Source organism: Streptomyces sp. LUP30, from assembly GCF_001746365.1.
Taxonomy (GTDB): Bacteria; Actinomycetota; Actinomycetes; order Streptomycetales; family Streptomycetaceae; genus Streptomyces.
Genome location: NZ_MJAJ01000074.1, coordinates 1 through 16,084, shown reverse-complemented (window position 1 = coordinate 16,084; position 16,084 = coordinate 1). Strand labels below are relative to the sequence as shown.

Genomic DNA, 16,084 nt, shown 5'->3' with positions numbered 1-16,084 from the left:
CCTGCCCGGCCACCGCCCTTCCTCGACCGCCGACACGCGCCCTTCCCCGACGGTCGACGTCCACGCCCACCTCCTCGTCCCCGAGGCCGAGGCCCTCGTGTCCGGCCTGCCCGGACTGGCCGCGGCCAGGGACCTGGAGGCGCGCCGCAACGGCCCCGCGTCGCTCGCGGTCAGCGGGCCCATGGTCCGCGCCGTCCTCCCCAGAGCCACCGACGTGCGCCTGCGACTGGCCGCGATGGACGCGCAGGGCGTGGACGTGCAGCTGGTCAGCCCCTCGCCGTCGCACTACCACTACTGGGCGGACGAGGAGACGGCCGAGAAGGTCTGCCGGCTCGCGGCCGAAGCCACGGCCGCCCACTGCGCCGGCGCGCCCGACCGGCTGCGCGGGCTCGGACTGGTCCCCCTCCAGCACCCGGGGCAGACGGTGCGCGCCCTCGACCACGCCCTGGAACAGGGGCTGCTCGGCGTGGAGATCTCCAGCCACGCCCCCGGACGGGAACTGTCCGACCCGGCGTACGAGCCCTTGTGGGCCCGGGCCGCGGCGACCGGCGCGATCCTCTTCCTGCATCCCTTCGGCTGCACGCTCGACGAGCGTCTGGACCGGTGGTACCTGTCCAACACCGTGGGCCAGCCGGCCGAGAACGCCGTCGCGCTCTCGCACCTGATCTTCTCCGGGGTCCTGGACCGGCACCCCGAGCTGAAGCTGCTCGCCGCGCATGGCGGCGGTTATCTGCCCACTCACATCGGCCGTTCCGACCACGCCTGGTCCGTCCGCTCCGACGCGGGCACGGGCTGCCTCCATCGGCCCAGCAGCTACCTCCGGCGCCTCTACTTCGACTCCCTCGTCCACGACCCGCACGTCCTGCGGGCGCTGATCGGCGCGGCCGGTGCGGACCGTGTGCTGCTCGGCTCCGACTTCCCCTTCGACATGGGCACCGAGGACCCGGTCGGCGCACTGCGCGCCGCGATGCTCCTCGACGCCGACTTCCACGCCGTCCGCGGCGGGAACGCGGCGGCCCTGCTGCGCCTGACCTGAACCTCACAGAGAAGGAACCCCCACCATGAGCGCACGTCTGCTGACGCATCTGCGGCACGTCGACCTCGCCGTGCCCGACTACGACAGGCAGCTCGACTTCTACTCCGGCGTCTGGGGCCTGACCAAGGTCGCCGAGGACTCCGGCATCTCCTTCCTCGCCGCCGAGGGCAGCCCCGAACAGTACGTCGTACGCCTGCGCAAGGCGCAGGAGAAGCGCCTCGACCTGGTCTCCTACGGGGCCGCGAGCGCGGCGGACGTGGACACCCTCGCCGAGCGACTGCTCACCGGCGGAGTCCGGTTGATCTCCCGGCCGGGCAAGGTGGACACGCCCGGAGGCGGCTACGGCTTCCGCTTCTTCGACGTCGACGGCCGCTCGATCGAGGTCTCCGCCGACGTGGACGCACGGCAGCACCGCAGGATCGAGGAGAAGGAGTCCATCCCGGTCAAGCTGTCGCACGTCGTGCTGAACTCGCCGGACCTCGACCGGACCCGTGAGTGGTACGAGCGGCACCTCGGCTTCCGTCACTCCGACACGCTCAGCTCGCCGTACGTCGGCGACGTCATGCACTTCATGCGGATCAGCAACCAGCACCACTCCATGGCCATCGCCAAGGGCCCGCACACGTCCCTGCACCACGTGTCCTTCGAGATGCGCGGTCTGGACGAGTACATGCGCGGCTCCGGCCGGGTGATGCGGGCCGGCGTCCGGAAGATCTGGGGCCCCGGCCGGCACCTGGCGGGCGACAACACCTTCACGTACTTCCTCGACCCGCACGGCAACACCGTGGAGTACACGACGGAGTTGGAGCTGCTGGACGAGGACACCTGGCACCCGCACATCCACGACTTCTCCCAGCCCGAGGTCACCGACCAGTGGGGCACCGCCAACCCCATGAACGAGCTGGTCGCCAAGGAGTCCTTCAACGACGTCGACCGCGGCTGCTTCGTCGCCCCGCCGGTCTGACCCCTCGCACCGCCCGCCTCACCCGACCACGGAGCCAGGAGCCGTGCATGCGTTTCGCCACCTATGAACACCGACGCCGACGCCGGGTCGCCGTCGTGGAGGAGGACGGCGTCCTCCTCCCGCTCCCCGGGACGCGCTCGCTCACGGAGCTGATCGGGTCCGGCGGGGGACTCGACGCCCTCCTGCGCGCCGGGGCCGCCGCGCTCGACGCCCCGCCGGGCCCCCATGTGTCCGAGGTGCGGCTGCTTCCGCCGCTGCAGCCGCCCACCGTGCGGGACTTCGTCACCTTCGAGGAGCACGTCGAAGGGGTACGGCGTTCCGTGGACGGCGCCGGCGGGGTGCCCGACGCCTGGTACGACGCCCCGACGTTCTACTTCACCAACCCGTACGCGGTCATCGGGGCCCACGACGACGTACCGGTGCCGCCGGGCAGCGAGCTTTTCGACTTCGAGCTTGAGGTCGCCGCCGTCATCGGCCGGGAGGGGCGCGACCTGACTCCCGAGCAGGCCCGGGAGTGCATCGTCGGCTACACGGTGTTCAACGACTGGTCCGCGCGCGACCTCCAGTCCCGCGAGATGCAGGTCCGCCTCGGCCCGTGCAAGGGCAAGGACACCGCCGCCACCCTGGGCCCGTACCTGGTCACCGCCGACGAGCTGGAGCCCTGTCGCGACGCCGACGGGTTCCTGCGCCTGGCGCTGACCGCCTCGGTGAACGGCGAGGTCGTCGGCCGGGACCTGCTGTCCAACATGAGCTGGACCTTCGAGGAGATGGTCGCCTACGCCTCACGCGGCACCGTCGTCCGCCCCGGCGACGTGCTCGGCTCGGGCACGTGCGGCAACGGCGGCTGCCTCGCCGAGCTCTGGGGCGTCCGGGGCGAGCAGTGGCCGCCGCCGCTGAAGCCGGGCGACACCGTCACGCTCACCGTGGAGGGCATCGGCGCCGTCTCCAACACCGTGGTCGCGGGCGAGGACCCGGCGCCGCTGCCGACCGCCCGCCGCCGCACCCGGGAGCGGCCGTGAACGACCCCCGCCCCGGAAGGCTCCTGGGCAAGGTCGTCGTCGTCACCGGCGCCGCGCGCGGCCAGGGCGCCGCCGAGGCCGAGGCCCTGACCCGCGAGGGGGCTCGCGTAGTCGCCGTCGACGCGACCCCGGCGCCCGGCTGCCGTCGACTCGACGTCACCGACGAGGAGCACTGGACGCACCTGGCCGCCGAACTGCGGGAGTCCTACGGTCAGGTGCACGGCCTGGTCAACAACGCGGGCGTCACCTGGCGCGCCCGCCTCGGCGAGGTGACCCCCCACGACGTCGCCCGCGTGCACGCCGTCAACGTCATCGGCCCGCTCCTCGGCATCCAGCACCTCACGCCCCTCATGCCGCCCGGCTCGTCCATCGTCAACGTCGGCTCCACCGCCGCGCTCACCGGTCACTACCCGGTCGCCTACACGTCGAGCAAATGGGCGCTGCGCGGGCTGTCGAAGGCCGCCGTCACGGAGCTGGGCCCGCGCGGCATCCGCGTCAACACCGTTCACCCCGGCTTCATCGAGACCGAGATGACCGCCTCCGCCGCGTCCGCCTTCCGCGAGGCGAACATCCGCGAGACCCCGCTCGGCCGCACCGGGACCGTGGACGAGGTGGCCCCGCTCGTGGTCTTCCTCCTGTCCGACGAGTCGTCCTTCATCACCGGCGCCGAGATCCCCGTCGACGGCGGACTCACCGCGCACGGCGGCGTCAAGTCCCTCGCGGACGCGCTGAGTCCGGCCGCCGCCGTCCCGGCTCCCGTGACTCCGGAGGGGGGCGACCGGCCGTCCGCACTCCCGGGCCGAAAGGCACCACGTCCATGAACAGGGTGAGCGCGAGCGCCGACCGGGCGGGTCGTGTCGAACACCTGCGAGAACAGGGAGTCCGCCAGGCCCGCCATGTCCCTACCGGATACGGTGTAGCTGTCAAGGTGCCGGCCGAGGAGGTGCAACGTCCGTGGCAGCAGCCGACCCTGCGCGAGCGGTCGCGCGACCGGCTCGGCGTTCTCCGGGACGGCCGCCGGTCCCGTTGGAGCGCATCGTCGCCACCGCCCTGCAGATCGTGGACGAGGAGGGCGCCGACGCACTCTCGATGCGGACGCTCGCCCAGCGTCTGGGGTCGGGCACGGCGACGCTGTACCGGCACTTCGACAACCGTGCCGCGCTGGTCGCCCATGTCGTGGACCGGATGTTCGGCGCCGTGCAGCTCGACGGCGACGAACTCCTCGCGCTGGGCTGGGAGCAGGCGCTGCGGACCGTCGCGCACACCATGTTCGAAGCCCTGGCGGGACACCGGAACGCGGCGCGCCTGATGGTCGAGCGGGTTCCCCTGGGGCCGAACGCGATGGCACTGCGGGAGCACTGCGTCGCGGTGCTGCTCGGCAGTGGCTTCCCGCAGCGGGTGGCCGCGCACGCATACGCGACGCTGGCCCGCTACGTCCTCGGATTCGCCGTCCAGGTCGACGGACCCGGACAGGACGGCACGGGGCGACTCGGCGACGCAGACCTGTCCGCTGCCTTCCACGCCGTGGATCCGGACCTGTTCCCGGCGACCCTCGCCGTCGCCGGGTCGATGCCCGTTCCGATCGAGGACGAGTTCTCCTTCGGCCTCGACCTTCTCCTCAGCGGACTCGCCCGCCTGCGCGACGACGTCTGACCGGGCAGGCGATGCGGGCCTGCGGCCCTCGCGCCGACTGGGGGGAGGCAGCGTGGGGCGCGTCGGCGCGAGGGTCCCGTTTCCGGGCCGTGACGGTGGGTCAGGCGGGGGAGCCTGCAGGCCCGATGGTGCCCAGCAGCCGCTCTCCCGACTCCCGGAGCCGGTCCCGGACCTCGTCGAGGCCGGACGTGAGCAGGGCGTGATCGCGTTTGCGGCAGCTGCCGGCGACCGTCACGGCCTCGATGTTCGCGATGCCGGTGGGCAGAACCGTGGCGACCGGGTCGTGCGCCGGCCGCAGGTCGCGCAGCAGGAGGCGGCTCATCCGGCGGCTCCTGGACCGGGTTGGACGCGGCTCTGACGGGGCATGGTGCGGCTCCTTGCCCGCGGTGTCATCGCCTGTACGGCGGTCTGTGTGGACGTGAGGAAGTCCCGGGTGGCGATGTGCCCGATGTAGCCGTCGGGGCGGATCAGCAGCAGCGTGTCGCCGGTCAGGCCGTAGGCCCGCCGCAGCGTGTTCCGGGGGTCGGAGAAGGCGAGGCCGCCGGCGGCGGCCGGCCCGACGGTGAGCCGCCTGAGCCGGGCGCCCGCCGTGGGCCAGTCGAGGCCGTCGAGATCCCGGGCGGCGCCGGGGCCGTAGGCGACGGCGGTGAAGTCCGGCCCGCGGAAGACGTCGAACAGCCGGGTCCCGACGCCGTCGGCGCCGAGCAGCTCGGCGTCCGGGGCGCGGTCGCCCGCCCGCAGCGTCTCGGTGCGCATCCCGTCGGCGGGGGCGAGCGGGCCGCCGTGATAGGTCAGGGCGAGCTGCTGCTCGTCCTTGCCCCGCTTCATGCTCGACGGGTCGAGCTTGGCGATGCCGCCCCATTTCTCGGTGGACAGGCCGAGGACCCCGGCGGCGATCGGCTGCCGCTCGGCTTCGTAGGTGTCCAGCAGGGCGGCGTCCGCTCCGGCGAGGACCTGGGCGAGCTTCCAGCCGAGGTTGTAGCCGTCCTGTATGCCGGTGTTCAGGCCCTGGGCCCCGGCCGGGGGGTGGACGTGCGCGGCGTCGCCGGCGAGGAGGACTCGTCCTCGGCCGTAACGCTCCGCCAGGCGGATGTTGGGCCGGAACACCGACTTCCAGCGGATGTCGTGCAGCTGGATGCGCCGGTCGTGGGTGTGGTCGTGGATCCGCCGGAGGATGCCGTCCTTCTCCGCAGGGGGTTCCTCGTCCGGCGTGAGACGGATCATCCACTGGAACAGGTCGCTGCCGGGCAGCGGGCAGGCGCCGATGAGCCTGCCGCCCCGGCCGGGCCACATGTGCCACCGGTCACGGGCCAGACCGGTCACCGAGGCGTCGACGACGAGCACCCGGTCGCTCTCGTGCGTCGTCCCGACGAAGCCGATGCCGAGCTTCTTGCGCACGGCGCTGGAGCCGCCGTCGGCGCCCACGACGTAGCGGGCGGCGATCTCCTCCGTGCCGTCCGCGCCCGTCACCTCGGCGACGGCCGTGTGCTCGTCCTGCGTCAGCCCGGTCAGTGCCCGGCCGAACTCGATCTCGCGGCCGAGCGCGCCGAGGCGGGCGTGCAGGGCGCGGTCCGTGCGGAACTGGGGGATGAGCCAGGTGTTCGGGTAGGGGACGTCCGGGGTCGCCTCCTTGTGGGGGAACATCCTCCATGGCACGGCGAGCGGGCCCGCGTGGAGCCCGAGCCTGGGGTAGACGCTGCCGCCGGCCAGCACGTCGTCGAGTGCGCCGAGGTCTTCGAGGACTTCGAGGCTGCGGGGCTGCACGCCCTTGGCGCGGGAGCCGTCGAAGGCGTGGGGTGACCGGTCGACGATGCGGACGTCGAGTCCGCGGCGTACGAGGTCGATCGCCAGGGCGGAGCCCGAGGGGCCCGCGCCGACCACCAGGACGTCGATGATCTGTGGGTCGCTCATGAGTCGAGCCTTTCGGCGGGTGCGGCCACGAACGGGGCGATCTGGTCGGCGACGTGGCGAGACTGTTCGGGGTGTTGCAGAGGTCGATGAAGGCCGAGCGGTCGCCGGGCCGGCTCATGAGCCGGCGGGCCCGGTCCACCATGGCGTCGTCCACGATCGTCGAGCGCGGGCCGGCGCTCGTGCGCAGACCGCACCGCGACGAACCGGGAATCGGGCTGCGGCCCAGACCGGGAACTCATAATGGATACAGTGTTACCGATAAGGCGGAGGTGTCAAGGCCGCGGCCACCGCGCCCGCGGGCGGCCACTGCGCCAGACGCTCCCGCGAGAGGCCGGAACCCGTCCGCCACCGGAGTGAAGTGTCCGAGCGGCGTGAGGCCGCCCGTGCCCGCGTGGCAGGTATCGGTGCTGGGCGGCCGAGTCGGCGAAGGGCCGGACGAAGCCGGTCGCCCGGGCCTCGGAGCGTCAAGGAGTGGAGAACGCATGGGACACGGCGGCAACGTCATCCAGGAACTGACCGCGGACCACAGGGAGGTGGACGAGCTCTTCGCGCAGATCGAAGCCCTCCCGGGGCCGGACCAGCAGCGACGCGAACTGGCCGACCGGCTCACCATGGAGCTGATCCGGCACTCGGTGGCGGAGGAGGAGCACCTGTACCCGACGGTGCGCCGGTACGTCGACGGGGGAGACGATCTCGCCGACAAGGAGCTCGCCGACCACGCCGAGGTCGAGCAGATGCTCAAGGAGCTCGAGGGCTGCCAGCCCGGGGACGCGCGTTTCGACACGCTGATCATGCGGCTGAAGAACTCCGTCACGGCCCATGTCAGCGATGAGGAGAACCGGCTCTTCCCGATGCTGGCCGACGTCTGCTCCGCCGACGCTCTGGAGGAGCTCGGCGAGAAGGTCCGCTCGGCCAAGCGGCATGCTCCGACGCGCCCGCACCCGTCCGCGCCGGACACCCCGCCCGCGAACAAGCTCCTGGCGCCCGGCGCCGGCCTGGTCGACCGCCTGCGCGACATGCTCACCGGGCGCGGCAAGCAGGGCTGACGAGGACCGCAACGCCGTCGGCACCCGTGTGACATCACCGCCTGGTGCGCATATTGTCCGCATATGGGAGAAAGTCGGCGCTGCCGGTGCACGGCCCCGCTGCGACACGGTTCCGACAGGGACCGCGGAGGCCGCCCGGGCGCAGTCGCGCCGCACCCGCCGGTACCGGCCGGCCGGACGATCCGCCGGGCGGCCCCCACCGCCCGGCACGGCGGTGCCGTCCGGGCGCAGACGGGCGCCGGTCCGGTCATGGGCGCCGGAACGGCGCGACGTCGCCGCGAAGGCGCGCGGTGCGCAGTCGTCCCGTGGCCGCGGAGGAAGGCGAGCAGGTGACCGGCACCGCGTCCACCGACTCCGCCGAGGGCCTCGGGCCGCAGGCGATGGAGTCGATCGCGCTCGACTTCGCGGGGGAGAGCGGCGCCAGCGTCATCGCGGTGTACCTGCTCGCGCCGGACGAACCCGTGCTGCAGGTGGCGCTGCTGAGCGGGGTGTCGTGGCGGATCGCCGTCCCCTGGGCACGCGTGTCCCTGGACAAGTCGACCCCGGTCGCCGACGCCGTCCGGGAACGCCGGCTGGTGTGGATCGGCAGTGAGGAGGAACGGGCGCGCTGCTACCCCAAAATGGCGCTCGTCCTGCCCCACCCCTTCGCCCTGGCCGCCGCCCCGATCACGACGGGACCGACCGTATGGGGCGGCCTCGTGCTGCACTGGCCCGCCTCACACCCGCCGGCCCTGAGCCCGCACGAGCGCGAGGCGATCCAGGACGTCTGCGACCGCCTGGGCCTGATCCTGCGGCAGGCCGCCGAGAGCGGACGCCGGGTGCGGCCCGGGACCGAGCCTCTGACACTGCCTCCGCGGCCGGTCCGTACCGTCGGAGAGGGTGAGGCGCAGGCCGCGGTCGGCTTCGCCGAGCGTCTCCCCGACGGCTGCTGCGCGCTGGACGTCGACGGGCGCATCACCTTCATCACCACCGCCGCGGCCGACCTCCTCGGCGTCGGGGTCTCGGAGCTGCTCGGAGCACGGCCCTGGGAGGCTCTGCCCTGGCTGGACACCCCCGTCGCCGACGATCGCTACCGGTCCGCGGCGCTCAGCCGCGAGCCCACGTCCTTCACCGCTCACCGTCCCCCGGACCACTGGCTGTCCTTCCACCTGTACCCGGACGCCACCGGCATCAGCGTGCGCGTCGTCCCCGCCGGGCCGACGCACACCTCGCGTCCTCCGCGGCTGGTCCATCCGGCGCCGCCCGCCGAACCGGGCCGGGCCACCGCCCTCTACGCCCTGACGCACCTGGCCGTCGCCCTCACCGAGGCCGTGGGCGTGTCGGACGTGGCGGACCGGGTCGCCGACCAGGTCCTGGCCGCCTTCGGCGCCCGCGCCATCGCGCTGATGACCGCGCAGGAGGGGCGACTGCGGATCGTCGGCCACCGCGGCTACAGCGCCGACCTCATGGAGCGCTTCGACGCCGTCCCCCTGACCTCCGACACCCCGGCCGTCCATGTGCTGACCACCGGCAACCCGTGCTTCTTCGCCGATTTCGCGGAGCTGAAACGGGCACACCCGCCGGCCGTCCTCCAGGACGGCATGGCCTCCTGGGCGTTCCTGCCGCTGATCACCACCGGCCGCCCCGTGGGCTCCATGGTGCTCGCCTACCACCGGCCCCACCCGTTCCCCCCGCAGGAACGCTCCGTCCTGACCGCTCTGGCCGGACTGATCGCCCAGGCCCTGGACCGCGCCCATCTCTACGACGCCGAGCACCACCTCGCCCGCAACCTCCAGGCCGGACTGCTGCCCCACGCCCTGCCCCGCGTCCCGGGCCTGGAGGTGGCGGCCCGCTACCTCCCCGCCGCGCGCGGTACGGGCATCGGCGGCGACTTCTACGACTTCATCCAGCTCGACGAGACCACCGCCGCCGCGGCCATCGGCGACGTACAGGGCCACAACGTCCAGGCCGCCACCCTCATGGGGCAGGTCCGCACCGCCGTCCACGCCACCGCCGGCGCGCCTCCCGGCGAAGTCCTCGCCCGCACCAACCGCCTGCTCACCGACCTCGACCCCGGCCTGTTCACCAGCTGCACCTACATCGCCCTCGACACGGCCCGCCACCGTGCCTGCCTGGCCACCGCGGGCCACCCGCCGCCCCTCCTGCGCCACCCGGACGGCCGCACCGACGTCCTGCACCTCACGCCCGGGCTCCTGCTCGGCATCGACCCGACGGCCGACTACCCCACCACCGAGATCTCCCTGCCGCCCGGCGCGGTGCTCGCGCTGTACACCGACGGACTCGTCGAAGCACCCGGCGTCGACCTCGAGGACGCCATCCACCGCCTCGCCGACAGACTGGCCCGAGCCGACACCGCGAGCATCGAGGACCTCGCCGACCATCTGGTGGAGCACACCGGGCCGTCGGCGTCGCACAGCGACGACATCGCCCTGCTGCTCATCCGCTCGCTGTAGACCGGGCGGCCGCTGTCGGGGTCCCGTCGCGGCCGGCGTCGCGCTCTCCACCGCGCCGGAGGCGGCGAGAAGCGAGAATGCGTGAAGGCACCGCCCTCGTCCCGACCACCGGAAGGCACGCAGACCATGAACAGCCGACGCGACCGCTGGGCCGAACTGACCGGCGGACAGGACGGAGAGGCCTACGCCCGCCGGTTCGCGCAGCTCGCCGAGTCGGGTCAGGACGTCCACGGCGAGGCCGCCTTCTGCGACGCTCTGCTGGCACCTGCCGCCCGGGTCCTCGACGCCGGCTGCGGCACCGGGCGGGTGGCGATCCGGCTCGCCGAGCTGGGGCACCGTTGCACGGGCGTGGACGTCGACCGCTCCATGCTCGCCGTCGCCCGCCGCGAGGCCCCCACGCAGGAATGGATCCACGCGGACCTGACGCACCTGGACGGCCTCGGCCTGGAACCCGGGTTCGACCTGGCTCTCGCCGCCGGAAACGTCGTCCCCCTGCTGGCTCCCGGAACCGAACCGGCCGTCGTGCGGCAACTCGCCGCCGTGCTGCGCCCCGGCGGACTGCTGGTCACCGGCATGGGGCTGGACGCGGAACACCTGCCGCTGCCGGAACCGACGGTGACGCTGACGGACTTCGACCACTGGTGCGCCGAGGCCGGACTGACGCTGCGGCAACGCTGTGCCACCTGGACCGGCGACCCCTACCGTCCGGGCGGCGGCTACGCCGTGAGCGTGCACGCCCGCCCCACCGCCTGACCCGCTTCACCGCCCGACCCGCCCCGGGGAGCGGACCTGCTGCCGTCGGCCACTCGCCCCTTCGGTAGCCTTCGCCCTCATGACCCGCGCCTGGATCCTGCCGGTACTGCTGATGCTCTGCGGCTCGGCCGTCGGGGCCCGGCTCGCGTCCAGCGGGGCCCCCGTCGCCGCCGTAGCACTCCTCGTGGTGTTCGCGCTGCTCGCGGGCGTGAACTCGCCTCTGGTCTTCCCGAGATCGATCGATGCGCTGGAGGCACGACGCCGCAGCACGGCCGACGGCCGCCCGATCGTCTACTGGCGGCCCGGCTGCCAGTACTGTCTGCGCCTGCGCATCCGCTTGGGTCGCAGAGCCCGCGAACTGTACTGGGTCGACATCTGGCGGGACCCGGCCGGCGCGGCGGCGGTGCGAGCGGTCAACGACGGCGACGAGACCGTGCCGACCGTCGTCGTGGCCGGCAGGGCGCACACCAACCCCGACCCCGGGTGGGTGCGCGACCGTCTCTCCCGCCGCGTCTGATCGGGAGCGGCGGCGGACCCTGCGCGGGCGGTCGGCGCCGGTCCGGTTCCGGTCGAGCGACTACAGCATGATCACCAGCGCGACCGACCCGAAGAACAAGCCGCCCACCAGGCCGACGCCCAGGCACGTCGCCCAGACACTGACGTCCGTCTCCGGCGCGTGGTCGTCCAAGCTGCCGACGTAGCATCTGCTGGGATTGTCCCGCCGGTAGACCACGGCGACCTCGGCCCCCTCCTCCAACGGCTCGCCCAGCGGCTTCCCTCGCGCCCTGGCACGCACCGACTGGCCGGTCTCGATGGCGAATTCGAGTGTCGGCACATACCCTCCGGCGCTGTACTCGTCCCCGTGGACGTATGTCTGCCCGGCCACCACGCCGGTGGTGGCTCTCAGGTGGGGCCGCACGTACCCGGCGTGCGTCCGCGCCACCGCGGCCGCTGCCGTCGCCAGGGCCACCACTGCGGCCCACATCTCCAGCAGAGGCAGGAACCTGCTCACCTCACGGCCTCTCTCCGAACGCTCGGCGGCCGACGGGCGATCGTCGGGCCCCGCGGCTGCCGCAGGAGTCTGGCAGGGCCGTGCCCGCGGGGCATCGGTGGAACCACGTAGATCGCACGTCGCATCGCCCTTCGACGGCCGTCCCCCGGACGGTCTGCGTGCCTGACGGCGGTCGGAACCGACGGGCTGTCAGCCTCGGCCCTGTGGGACCGTCCGCAGGCCCCCGCTTCGGCGATGTGTGCCGTATCACCCCTCTTGGTGTCGCCCAAGTTGTCTGAGTCACAGCGGAAATGTCCCTTTGGCGTCCATGCTCGACACGCAACACGGACAGCGGCTCCCGACGCGGAGCCCGTCGGCATGGGCGCGAAGTTCCGAAGAGGCCCATGGCGCAGCCCTCGTGACGTTCTTCCCTGCTCCCCCTGGAAAGGTGCCCCTGATGGCCGCTTACCTCTGTCCCCCTGCCGTGATACACGGTGAGCACGCCGTGGAGACCAGCCAGATCGTGGCGGAGGTGCGCGACCGGCACCCGCATGCGGCGTGGGCGCCGCGGGTCGACGGCATCGCGGCCAGCACGGGCATCGAGACCCGTGGCTGGATGCTCCCGCTGGAGACCGCCGTCGCGCCCGGCGCCGGCGGCGGCCTGCGGGAGGTCGGCGTCGGGGCCGCCCAAGAGGCTCTGGCCCGCGACGGGTTCGCCCAGCAGGACGTGGACCGCGTGATCGCCGCCCTCGAGGCGATACCCGCGCCCCAGACCGTTCAGGAGCGCACCGCCCCGGCCTGGGAGGCGGTGCAGTCCTACGGGGAGCGCGCGGCGCGCGGGGCCCTGCAGATCGCCGGCCTGGACGCCGCGGACGTCGACTGTCTGATCACCAGTCACTCCACCACCCCGGCCCTGCCGGGTCTGGACCTCGCCCTGGCCAACAGGCTCCCGCTCCGCAACGACGTGATGCTGCTGCCGGCCACCCAGTGGGCGTGTGTCGCGGGGACCCGCTCCCTGGCCCTAGCGGCGGACCTCGTGGCCGCCGACCCCGACCGGGTGGTCCTGGTAGTGATCGCGGAGGCGCTGAGCACGACCTACCAGCCCGCGGACGACACCCTCGAGTCCCTGATCGTCCGATTGCTGTTCGCGGACACCGCGGTCGCCGCGGTGGTCACCGGCCGTCCGAGACGCGAGTCGGTGCTCCGGCTGGACGGCGCCTGGCACCACACCCTGCCCGGCACCCAGGACCTGCACCGCCTGGACACGCGGGCGGACGGCGCCCACTTCGTCATGGACCGGCGCGGGCCGCGCGCCGTGCAGGAGACGGTCACCGCCATGTGGGAATGGCTGCGCGTCCGGTACCAGGACGACCCCGACTCCTGGCACCCCGACCTGCTGCTCGCCCACCCCGGCGGCACCCGGGTGCTGGAGTACATGGAGCAGACGATGCCCGACACGTGGCCCTCGGGCCTGCTGGAGTACAGCCGGCAGAGCTACACGAGCGGCAACCGCGGAGGCGCGGCCGTCTTCGACATCCTGAGGCGGGCGCACGACGCCGGGCAGAAGTCGGGCGATCGCGCCGTCCTGTACGCCGCGGCGCCGGGCCTCACCGCCACCGCCCTGGCGGGGGAGTGGCTGTAGCGCGAGCCCACACCGTCCCCGCAGGCGAGCGGCCCGCCGCATCATCGATCACGATCACGCCCCTCCCGGCCACGTCACCGGTGCCCCGGTGCCCCAGGTTCGCCCCGGTCCGCTGACGGGCACGTCACCCCGGGATTTCCGCCCACACCACCTTGCCGGTGTCCGTCCACCGCACCCCCCACCGGGTGGTGAGCCGGTGCACGATGTTCAGGCCGCGCCCGCCGTCGTCGAGGAGGCGGCCCGCGCTCAGGCGCGGCCTGCCGTTGCCCGTGTCGCCCACCTCGCACAGCAGACCGTGACCGGCCCTGATCAGCCGTACCGTGATGGGGCCGGCCGCGTAGCGCACCGCGTTGGTGACCAGCTCGCTGACCAGCAGCCGCACGTCGTCCCGGGTGTCGTCCCTGGTGCGCCACTGCCGCAGCAGGGCGCAGACGTGCGCGCGGGCCCGGGCCGGCGCGTCGTCGCGGGCGGGCAGCCGCCAGGTCGCGGTGTCGCCCTTGCGGTAACCGATCATGCGCGCGAGCAGCAGCGTCACGTCGTCGCGCTGGCGCGCGGGCGCCAGCGTGGAGACGACATGCCGGGCGGCCTGCTGCAGGGCGTCCCAGGGATGCACCGTGGACACCACGTCCGCCAGTCTGCCGATGCCCTCGTCGATCGACAGGGCCGGATCCTCCACCAGACCGTCGGTGTAGAGGGCGAGCAGGGAGCCCGGCGGCGCCCCGAACGTGTGCACGTCGAACGGCTCCCGCAGCGCGAACTCGGTGCCCAGCCCGGGATGCGGGCGGAGCGCGAGCGGGCCCGCCTCGCCGTTCGGAAGCACCAGCACCGGAGGGAGGTGGCCGGCGCTGGAGAGCGTCACATGGTGGCCGACCGGGTCGTACAGCGCGATGCAGCAGGTCGAGCCCAGGGCGCTGTAGCCGGCCGCCAGCCCGGACTCCGCGTCGTCCAGCAGGGTGACGGTCTCGTCCAGGTGCTCCAGCACCTCGTCGGGGGCCAGCCCCGCGGACAGCAGCGCGCGGGCCTCCATGCTCAGCTGGCCCATGGTCGCCGCGGCTCCCAGGCCGTGCCCGACGACGTCGCCCACCACCAGGGCGGTACGGCCGTCCGGCAGCGGGAAGCTGTTCACCCAGTCGCCGCCGACGCCCGCGCTGTCGGGGGTCGCGGGCTGGTAGACGCTGGCGATGTCGATGGTGCGGCCGCCGGTCCGGGGCAGCAGCCGGCGCTGCAACGCCAGCACCTGCGTGTGCTCGCGCTGGTGCTGACGGGCCAGGTCGACGTGATGGGCGGTCCTGGCCACCAGTTCCTGCAGATCGAACAGCTCGCTGTCGTGGAAGGGGCGGTCCGCCCTCCGCCAGACCTCCGCCACCCCCAGCACGACGGGCGGCTCGCCGTCCAGGACCAGGGGTATGCACGCCACGCTCGCCGACCGGTCGCCGGGGACCAGGGCACGGATCACTCGCGGACTGCCGAGCAGCCGCTCGACCGACGTCCGGTCCGGTATGACGATGGCCTGCGGGGCGTCGTTGCGCCGCACGGCCTGCGCCAGCAGACGGCTCGCGTCGCTCGGAAGGTCGCCGCCGGGAGTGATGTAGCCCTCGGGCCAGGCCCGCTCCGGCACCAGGGCCGCCCGCCGCAGCCGGATGCGCCCCGGCGCCCGTTCGGTGACTCCCTCGCCCGTCCACACGGCGAAGTCGAGGTCGACGGCGGCCACGTCTCCCCAGGCCAGCAGGGACTCCGCCAGGGACTGGGCGGTCTCGCCGATGTCCAGGGAGGTGCCGATGGCGGTCTCGGCCGCGTACAGATGCAGCCTTCGGGCCATGGCGATCAAGGAGACGGTCAGGCCCTCCTGGGGTGCCGCGGCCGGCAGGATGCTCATCGAGACCACCAGCTCCGACCCGTCGCCGCGCCGCAGACGCTGGATCCGGGCCACGTGTGCCTCGCCCATCTCCAGGACCTGCCGCAACCGCCGGGTGACCGTCGGCACGTCCCCGGGCGGCAGGAGATCGGCGAAGGGGCTGCCGGCGCCGGCGTCCAGGCCCGCGAAGACGGCGGCGTCCAGGTTGCTGCGGGTGATCCTCAGCTCCCTGTCCAGGTTGACCACGCCGAGGATCTGGTCCTGCCGGTCGGCCGCAGGGCCGTCGGGCACGGGACGACCGGTCGTGGGGTCCTCCCGCGCGTCGTTTCCCCGCGTGTTCTCGGAAGCGGCGGCCGCTGCTGATCCGCCGCCCGGGACGTAGCGCCCGAGAGCGCTGCTGACCAGGTCGAACGGCGACGAGGGCGAGGAGGAGGGCGTGGAGTCCATGCGGCTCTCTCAGCAATCCCCGGCACAGCACCGGGGTCGTTACTCGGACCCGTGCGACGTGGGCCCCGAGATCCCTCACCGCACACCTCATTGAATAACACCGGGGGTCGCATCGCCCACACCGGCGGATCGCGCGGTGCCGGGGCGAGGCCGCGCCGGGCGCCTGGGCGTGGGCGACACGGTCGGCCGGCCCGCGCCCGGAGAGGAAGTCCGGCAGCCCCGCGAACGCCTCGGCCACCGCCTCGGTGCGGTGCGGGCCGGGGACCCGTGGGCCGCGATGTGAGCGCCCGGCGCGGTCCGCCCGCCACCACCCG

14 protein-coding genes are annotated in these 16,084 nt (G+C 73.5%); 10 read left to right on the top strand and 4 right to left on the bottom strand.

Annotated features, from left to right (window positions below; genetic code table 11):
* Window position 1: 1 nt before the first annotated feature.
* From BG482_RS37105 to BG482_RS37085, 5 genes are all read left to right on the top strand, one after another.
* Entirely contained in the window at window positions 2-1,036 is a 1,035-nt protein-coding gene (locus tag BG482_RS37105; protein WP_069773623.1) for an amidohydrolase family protein, read from the top strand.
* Between the two features lie 25 nt (window positions 1,037-1,061).
* Window positions 1,062-2,000 (top strand): VOC family protein, encoded by a 939-nt coding sequence (locus BG482_RS37100; RefSeq protein WP_069773611.1) that lies wholly within the window; start codon window positions 1,062-1,064, stop codon window positions 1,998-2,000.
* A 47-nt stretch (window positions 2,001-2,047) separates the two neighbouring features.
* Window positions 2,048-3,019 (top strand): fumarylacetoacetate hydrolase family protein, encoded by a 972-nt coding sequence (locus tag BG482_RS37095; RefSeq protein WP_069773610.1) that lies wholly within the window; start codon window positions 2,048-2,050, stop codon window positions 3,017-3,019.
* Complete coding sequence (locus BG482_RS37090) at window positions 3,016-3,840, top strand: SDR family NAD(P)-dependent oxidoreductase (protein ID WP_069773609.1); 825 nt, start codon at window positions 3,016-3,018, stop codon at window positions 3,838-3,840. Before BG482_RS37095 ends, BG482_RS37090 begins: the two co-directional genes overlap by 4 nt.
* Window positions 3,841-4,045: 205 nt before the next feature.
* Window positions 4,046-4,672: a TetR/AcrR family transcriptional regulator gene (locus tag BG482_RS37085; protein ID WP_069773608.1), complete on the top strand. Its 627-nt coding sequence runs from the start codon at window positions 4,046-4,048 to the stop codon at window positions 4,670-4,672.
* 100 nt (window positions 4,673-4,772) lie between these two features.
* On the opposite strand, the gene BG482_RS37080 is transcribed toward BG482_RS37085, so the two are convergent.
* Together BG482_RS37080 and BG482_RS37075 are read right to left on the bottom strand one after the other, a co-directional pair.
* Complete coding sequence (locus BG482_RS37080; RefSeq protein WP_069773607.1) at window positions 4,773-4,994, bottom strand: hypothetical protein; 222 nt, start codon at window positions 4,992-4,994, stop codon at window positions 4,773-4,775.
* A complete protein-coding gene (locus BG482_RS37075; RefSeq protein WP_069773606.1) occupies window positions 4,991-6,583 on the bottom strand; it encodes an FAD-dependent oxidoreductase in 1,593 nt (530 codons plus the stop codon). The genes BG482_RS37080 and BG482_RS37075 overlap by 4 nt, the downstream gene beginning before the upstream one ends.
* Window positions 6,584-7,065: 482 nt before the next feature.
* Here BG482_RS37075 and BG482_RS37070 point away from each other — a divergent pair, with 482 nt between their 5' ends.
* From BG482_RS37070 to BG482_RS37055, 4 genes are all read left to right on the top strand, one after another.
* Complete coding sequence (locus BG482_RS37070; RefSeq protein ID WP_069773605.1) at window positions 7,066-7,629, top strand: hemerythrin domain-containing protein; 564 nt, start codon at window positions 7,066-7,068, stop codon at window positions 7,627-7,629.
* A 380-nt stretch (window positions 7,630-8,009) separates the two neighbouring features.
* The gene (locus BG482_RS37065) at window positions 8,010-10,082 is read left to right on the top strand and encodes a SpoIIE family protein phosphatase (protein WP_176741562.1); all 2,073 of its coding nucleotides are present in this window, start codon (window positions 8,010-8,012) and stop codon (window positions 10,080-10,082) included.
* A gap of 126 nt (window positions 10,083-10,208) precedes the next feature.
* Entirely contained in the window at window positions 10,209-10,835 is a 627-nt protein-coding gene (locus tag BG482_RS37060; RefSeq protein WP_069773604.1) for a bifunctional 2-polyprenyl-6-hydroxyphenol methylase/3-demethylubiquinol 3-O-methyltransferase UbiG, read from the top strand.
* 79 nt (window positions 10,836-10,914) lie between these two features.
* Complete coding sequence (locus BG482_RS37055; protein WP_069773603.1) at window positions 10,915-11,352, top strand: glutaredoxin domain-containing protein; 438 nt, start codon at window positions 10,915-10,917, stop codon at window positions 11,350-11,352.
* Between the two features lie 60 nt (window positions 11,353-11,412).
* Here the strand turns inward: BG482_RS37055 and BG482_RS37050 are convergent, their stop codons facing one another.
* Window positions 11,413-11,847: a DUF3592 domain-containing protein gene (locus BG482_RS37050; RefSeq protein WP_069773602.1), complete on the bottom strand. Its 435-nt coding sequence runs from the start codon at window positions 11,845-11,847 to the stop codon at window positions 11,413-11,415.
* 436 nt (window positions 11,848-12,283) lie between these two features.
* On the opposite strand from BG482_RS37050, the gene BG482_RS37045 reads away from it, so the two are divergent.
* Complete coding sequence (locus BG482_RS37045; RefSeq protein ID WP_069773601.1) at window positions 12,284-13,468, top strand: polyketide synthase; 1,185 nt, start codon at window positions 12,284-12,286, stop codon at window positions 13,466-13,468.
* Between the two features lie 124 nt (window positions 13,469-13,592).
* Here the strand turns inward: BG482_RS37045 and BG482_RS37040 are convergent, their stop codons facing one another.
* Window positions 13,593-15,770, bottom strand: a complete 2,178-nt coding sequence (locus BG482_RS37040) for a SpoIIE family protein phosphatase (RefSeq protein ID WP_069773600.1) — start codon at window positions 15,768-15,770, stop codon at window positions 13,593-13,595.
* Window positions 15,771-16,084: the final 314 nt, after the last annotated feature.

Excerpts from the sequence above, each read along its gene's own strand:
- BG482_RS37100 (WP_069773611.1), top strand. The coding sequence starts at position 1,062 with ATGAGCGCACGTCTGCTGACGCATCTGCGGCACGTCGACCTCGCCGTG.
- BG482_RS37095 (WP_069773610.1), top strand. The coding sequence starts at position 2,048 with ATGCGTTTCGCCACCTATGAACACCGACGCCGACGCCGGGTCGCCGTC.
- BG482_RS37080 (WP_069773607.1), bottom strand. The coding sequence starts at position 4,994 with ATGAGCCGCCTCCTGCTGCGCGACCTGCGGCCGGCGCACGACCCGGTC.
- BG482_RS37075 (WP_069773606.1), bottom strand. The coding sequence starts at position 6,583 with ATGAGCGACCCACAGATCATCGACGTCCTGGTGGTCGGCGCGGGCCCC.
- BG482_RS37070 (WP_069773605.1), top strand. The coding sequence starts at position 7,066 with ATGGGACACGGCGGCAACGTCATCCAGGAACTGACCGCGGACCACAGG.
- BG482_RS37065 (WP_176741562.1), top strand. The coding sequence starts at position 8,010 with ATGGAGTCGATCGCGCTCGACTTCGCGGGGGAGAGCGGCGCCAGCGTC.
- BG482_RS37060 (WP_069773604.1), top strand. The coding sequence starts at position 10,209 with ATGAACAGCCGACGCGACCGCTGGGCCGAACTGACCGGCGGACAGGAC.
- BG482_RS37055 (WP_069773603.1), top strand. The coding sequence starts at position 10,915 with ATGACCCGCGCCTGGATCCTGCCGGTACTGCTGATGCTCTGCGGCTCG.
- BG482_RS37045 (WP_069773601.1), top strand. The coding sequence starts at position 12,284 with ATGGCCGCTTACCTCTGTCCCCCTGCCGTGATACACGGTGAGCACGCC.
- BG482_RS37040 (WP_069773600.1), bottom strand. The coding sequence starts at position 15,770 with ATGGACTCCACGCCCTCCTCCTCGCCCTCGTCGCCGTTCGACCTGGTC.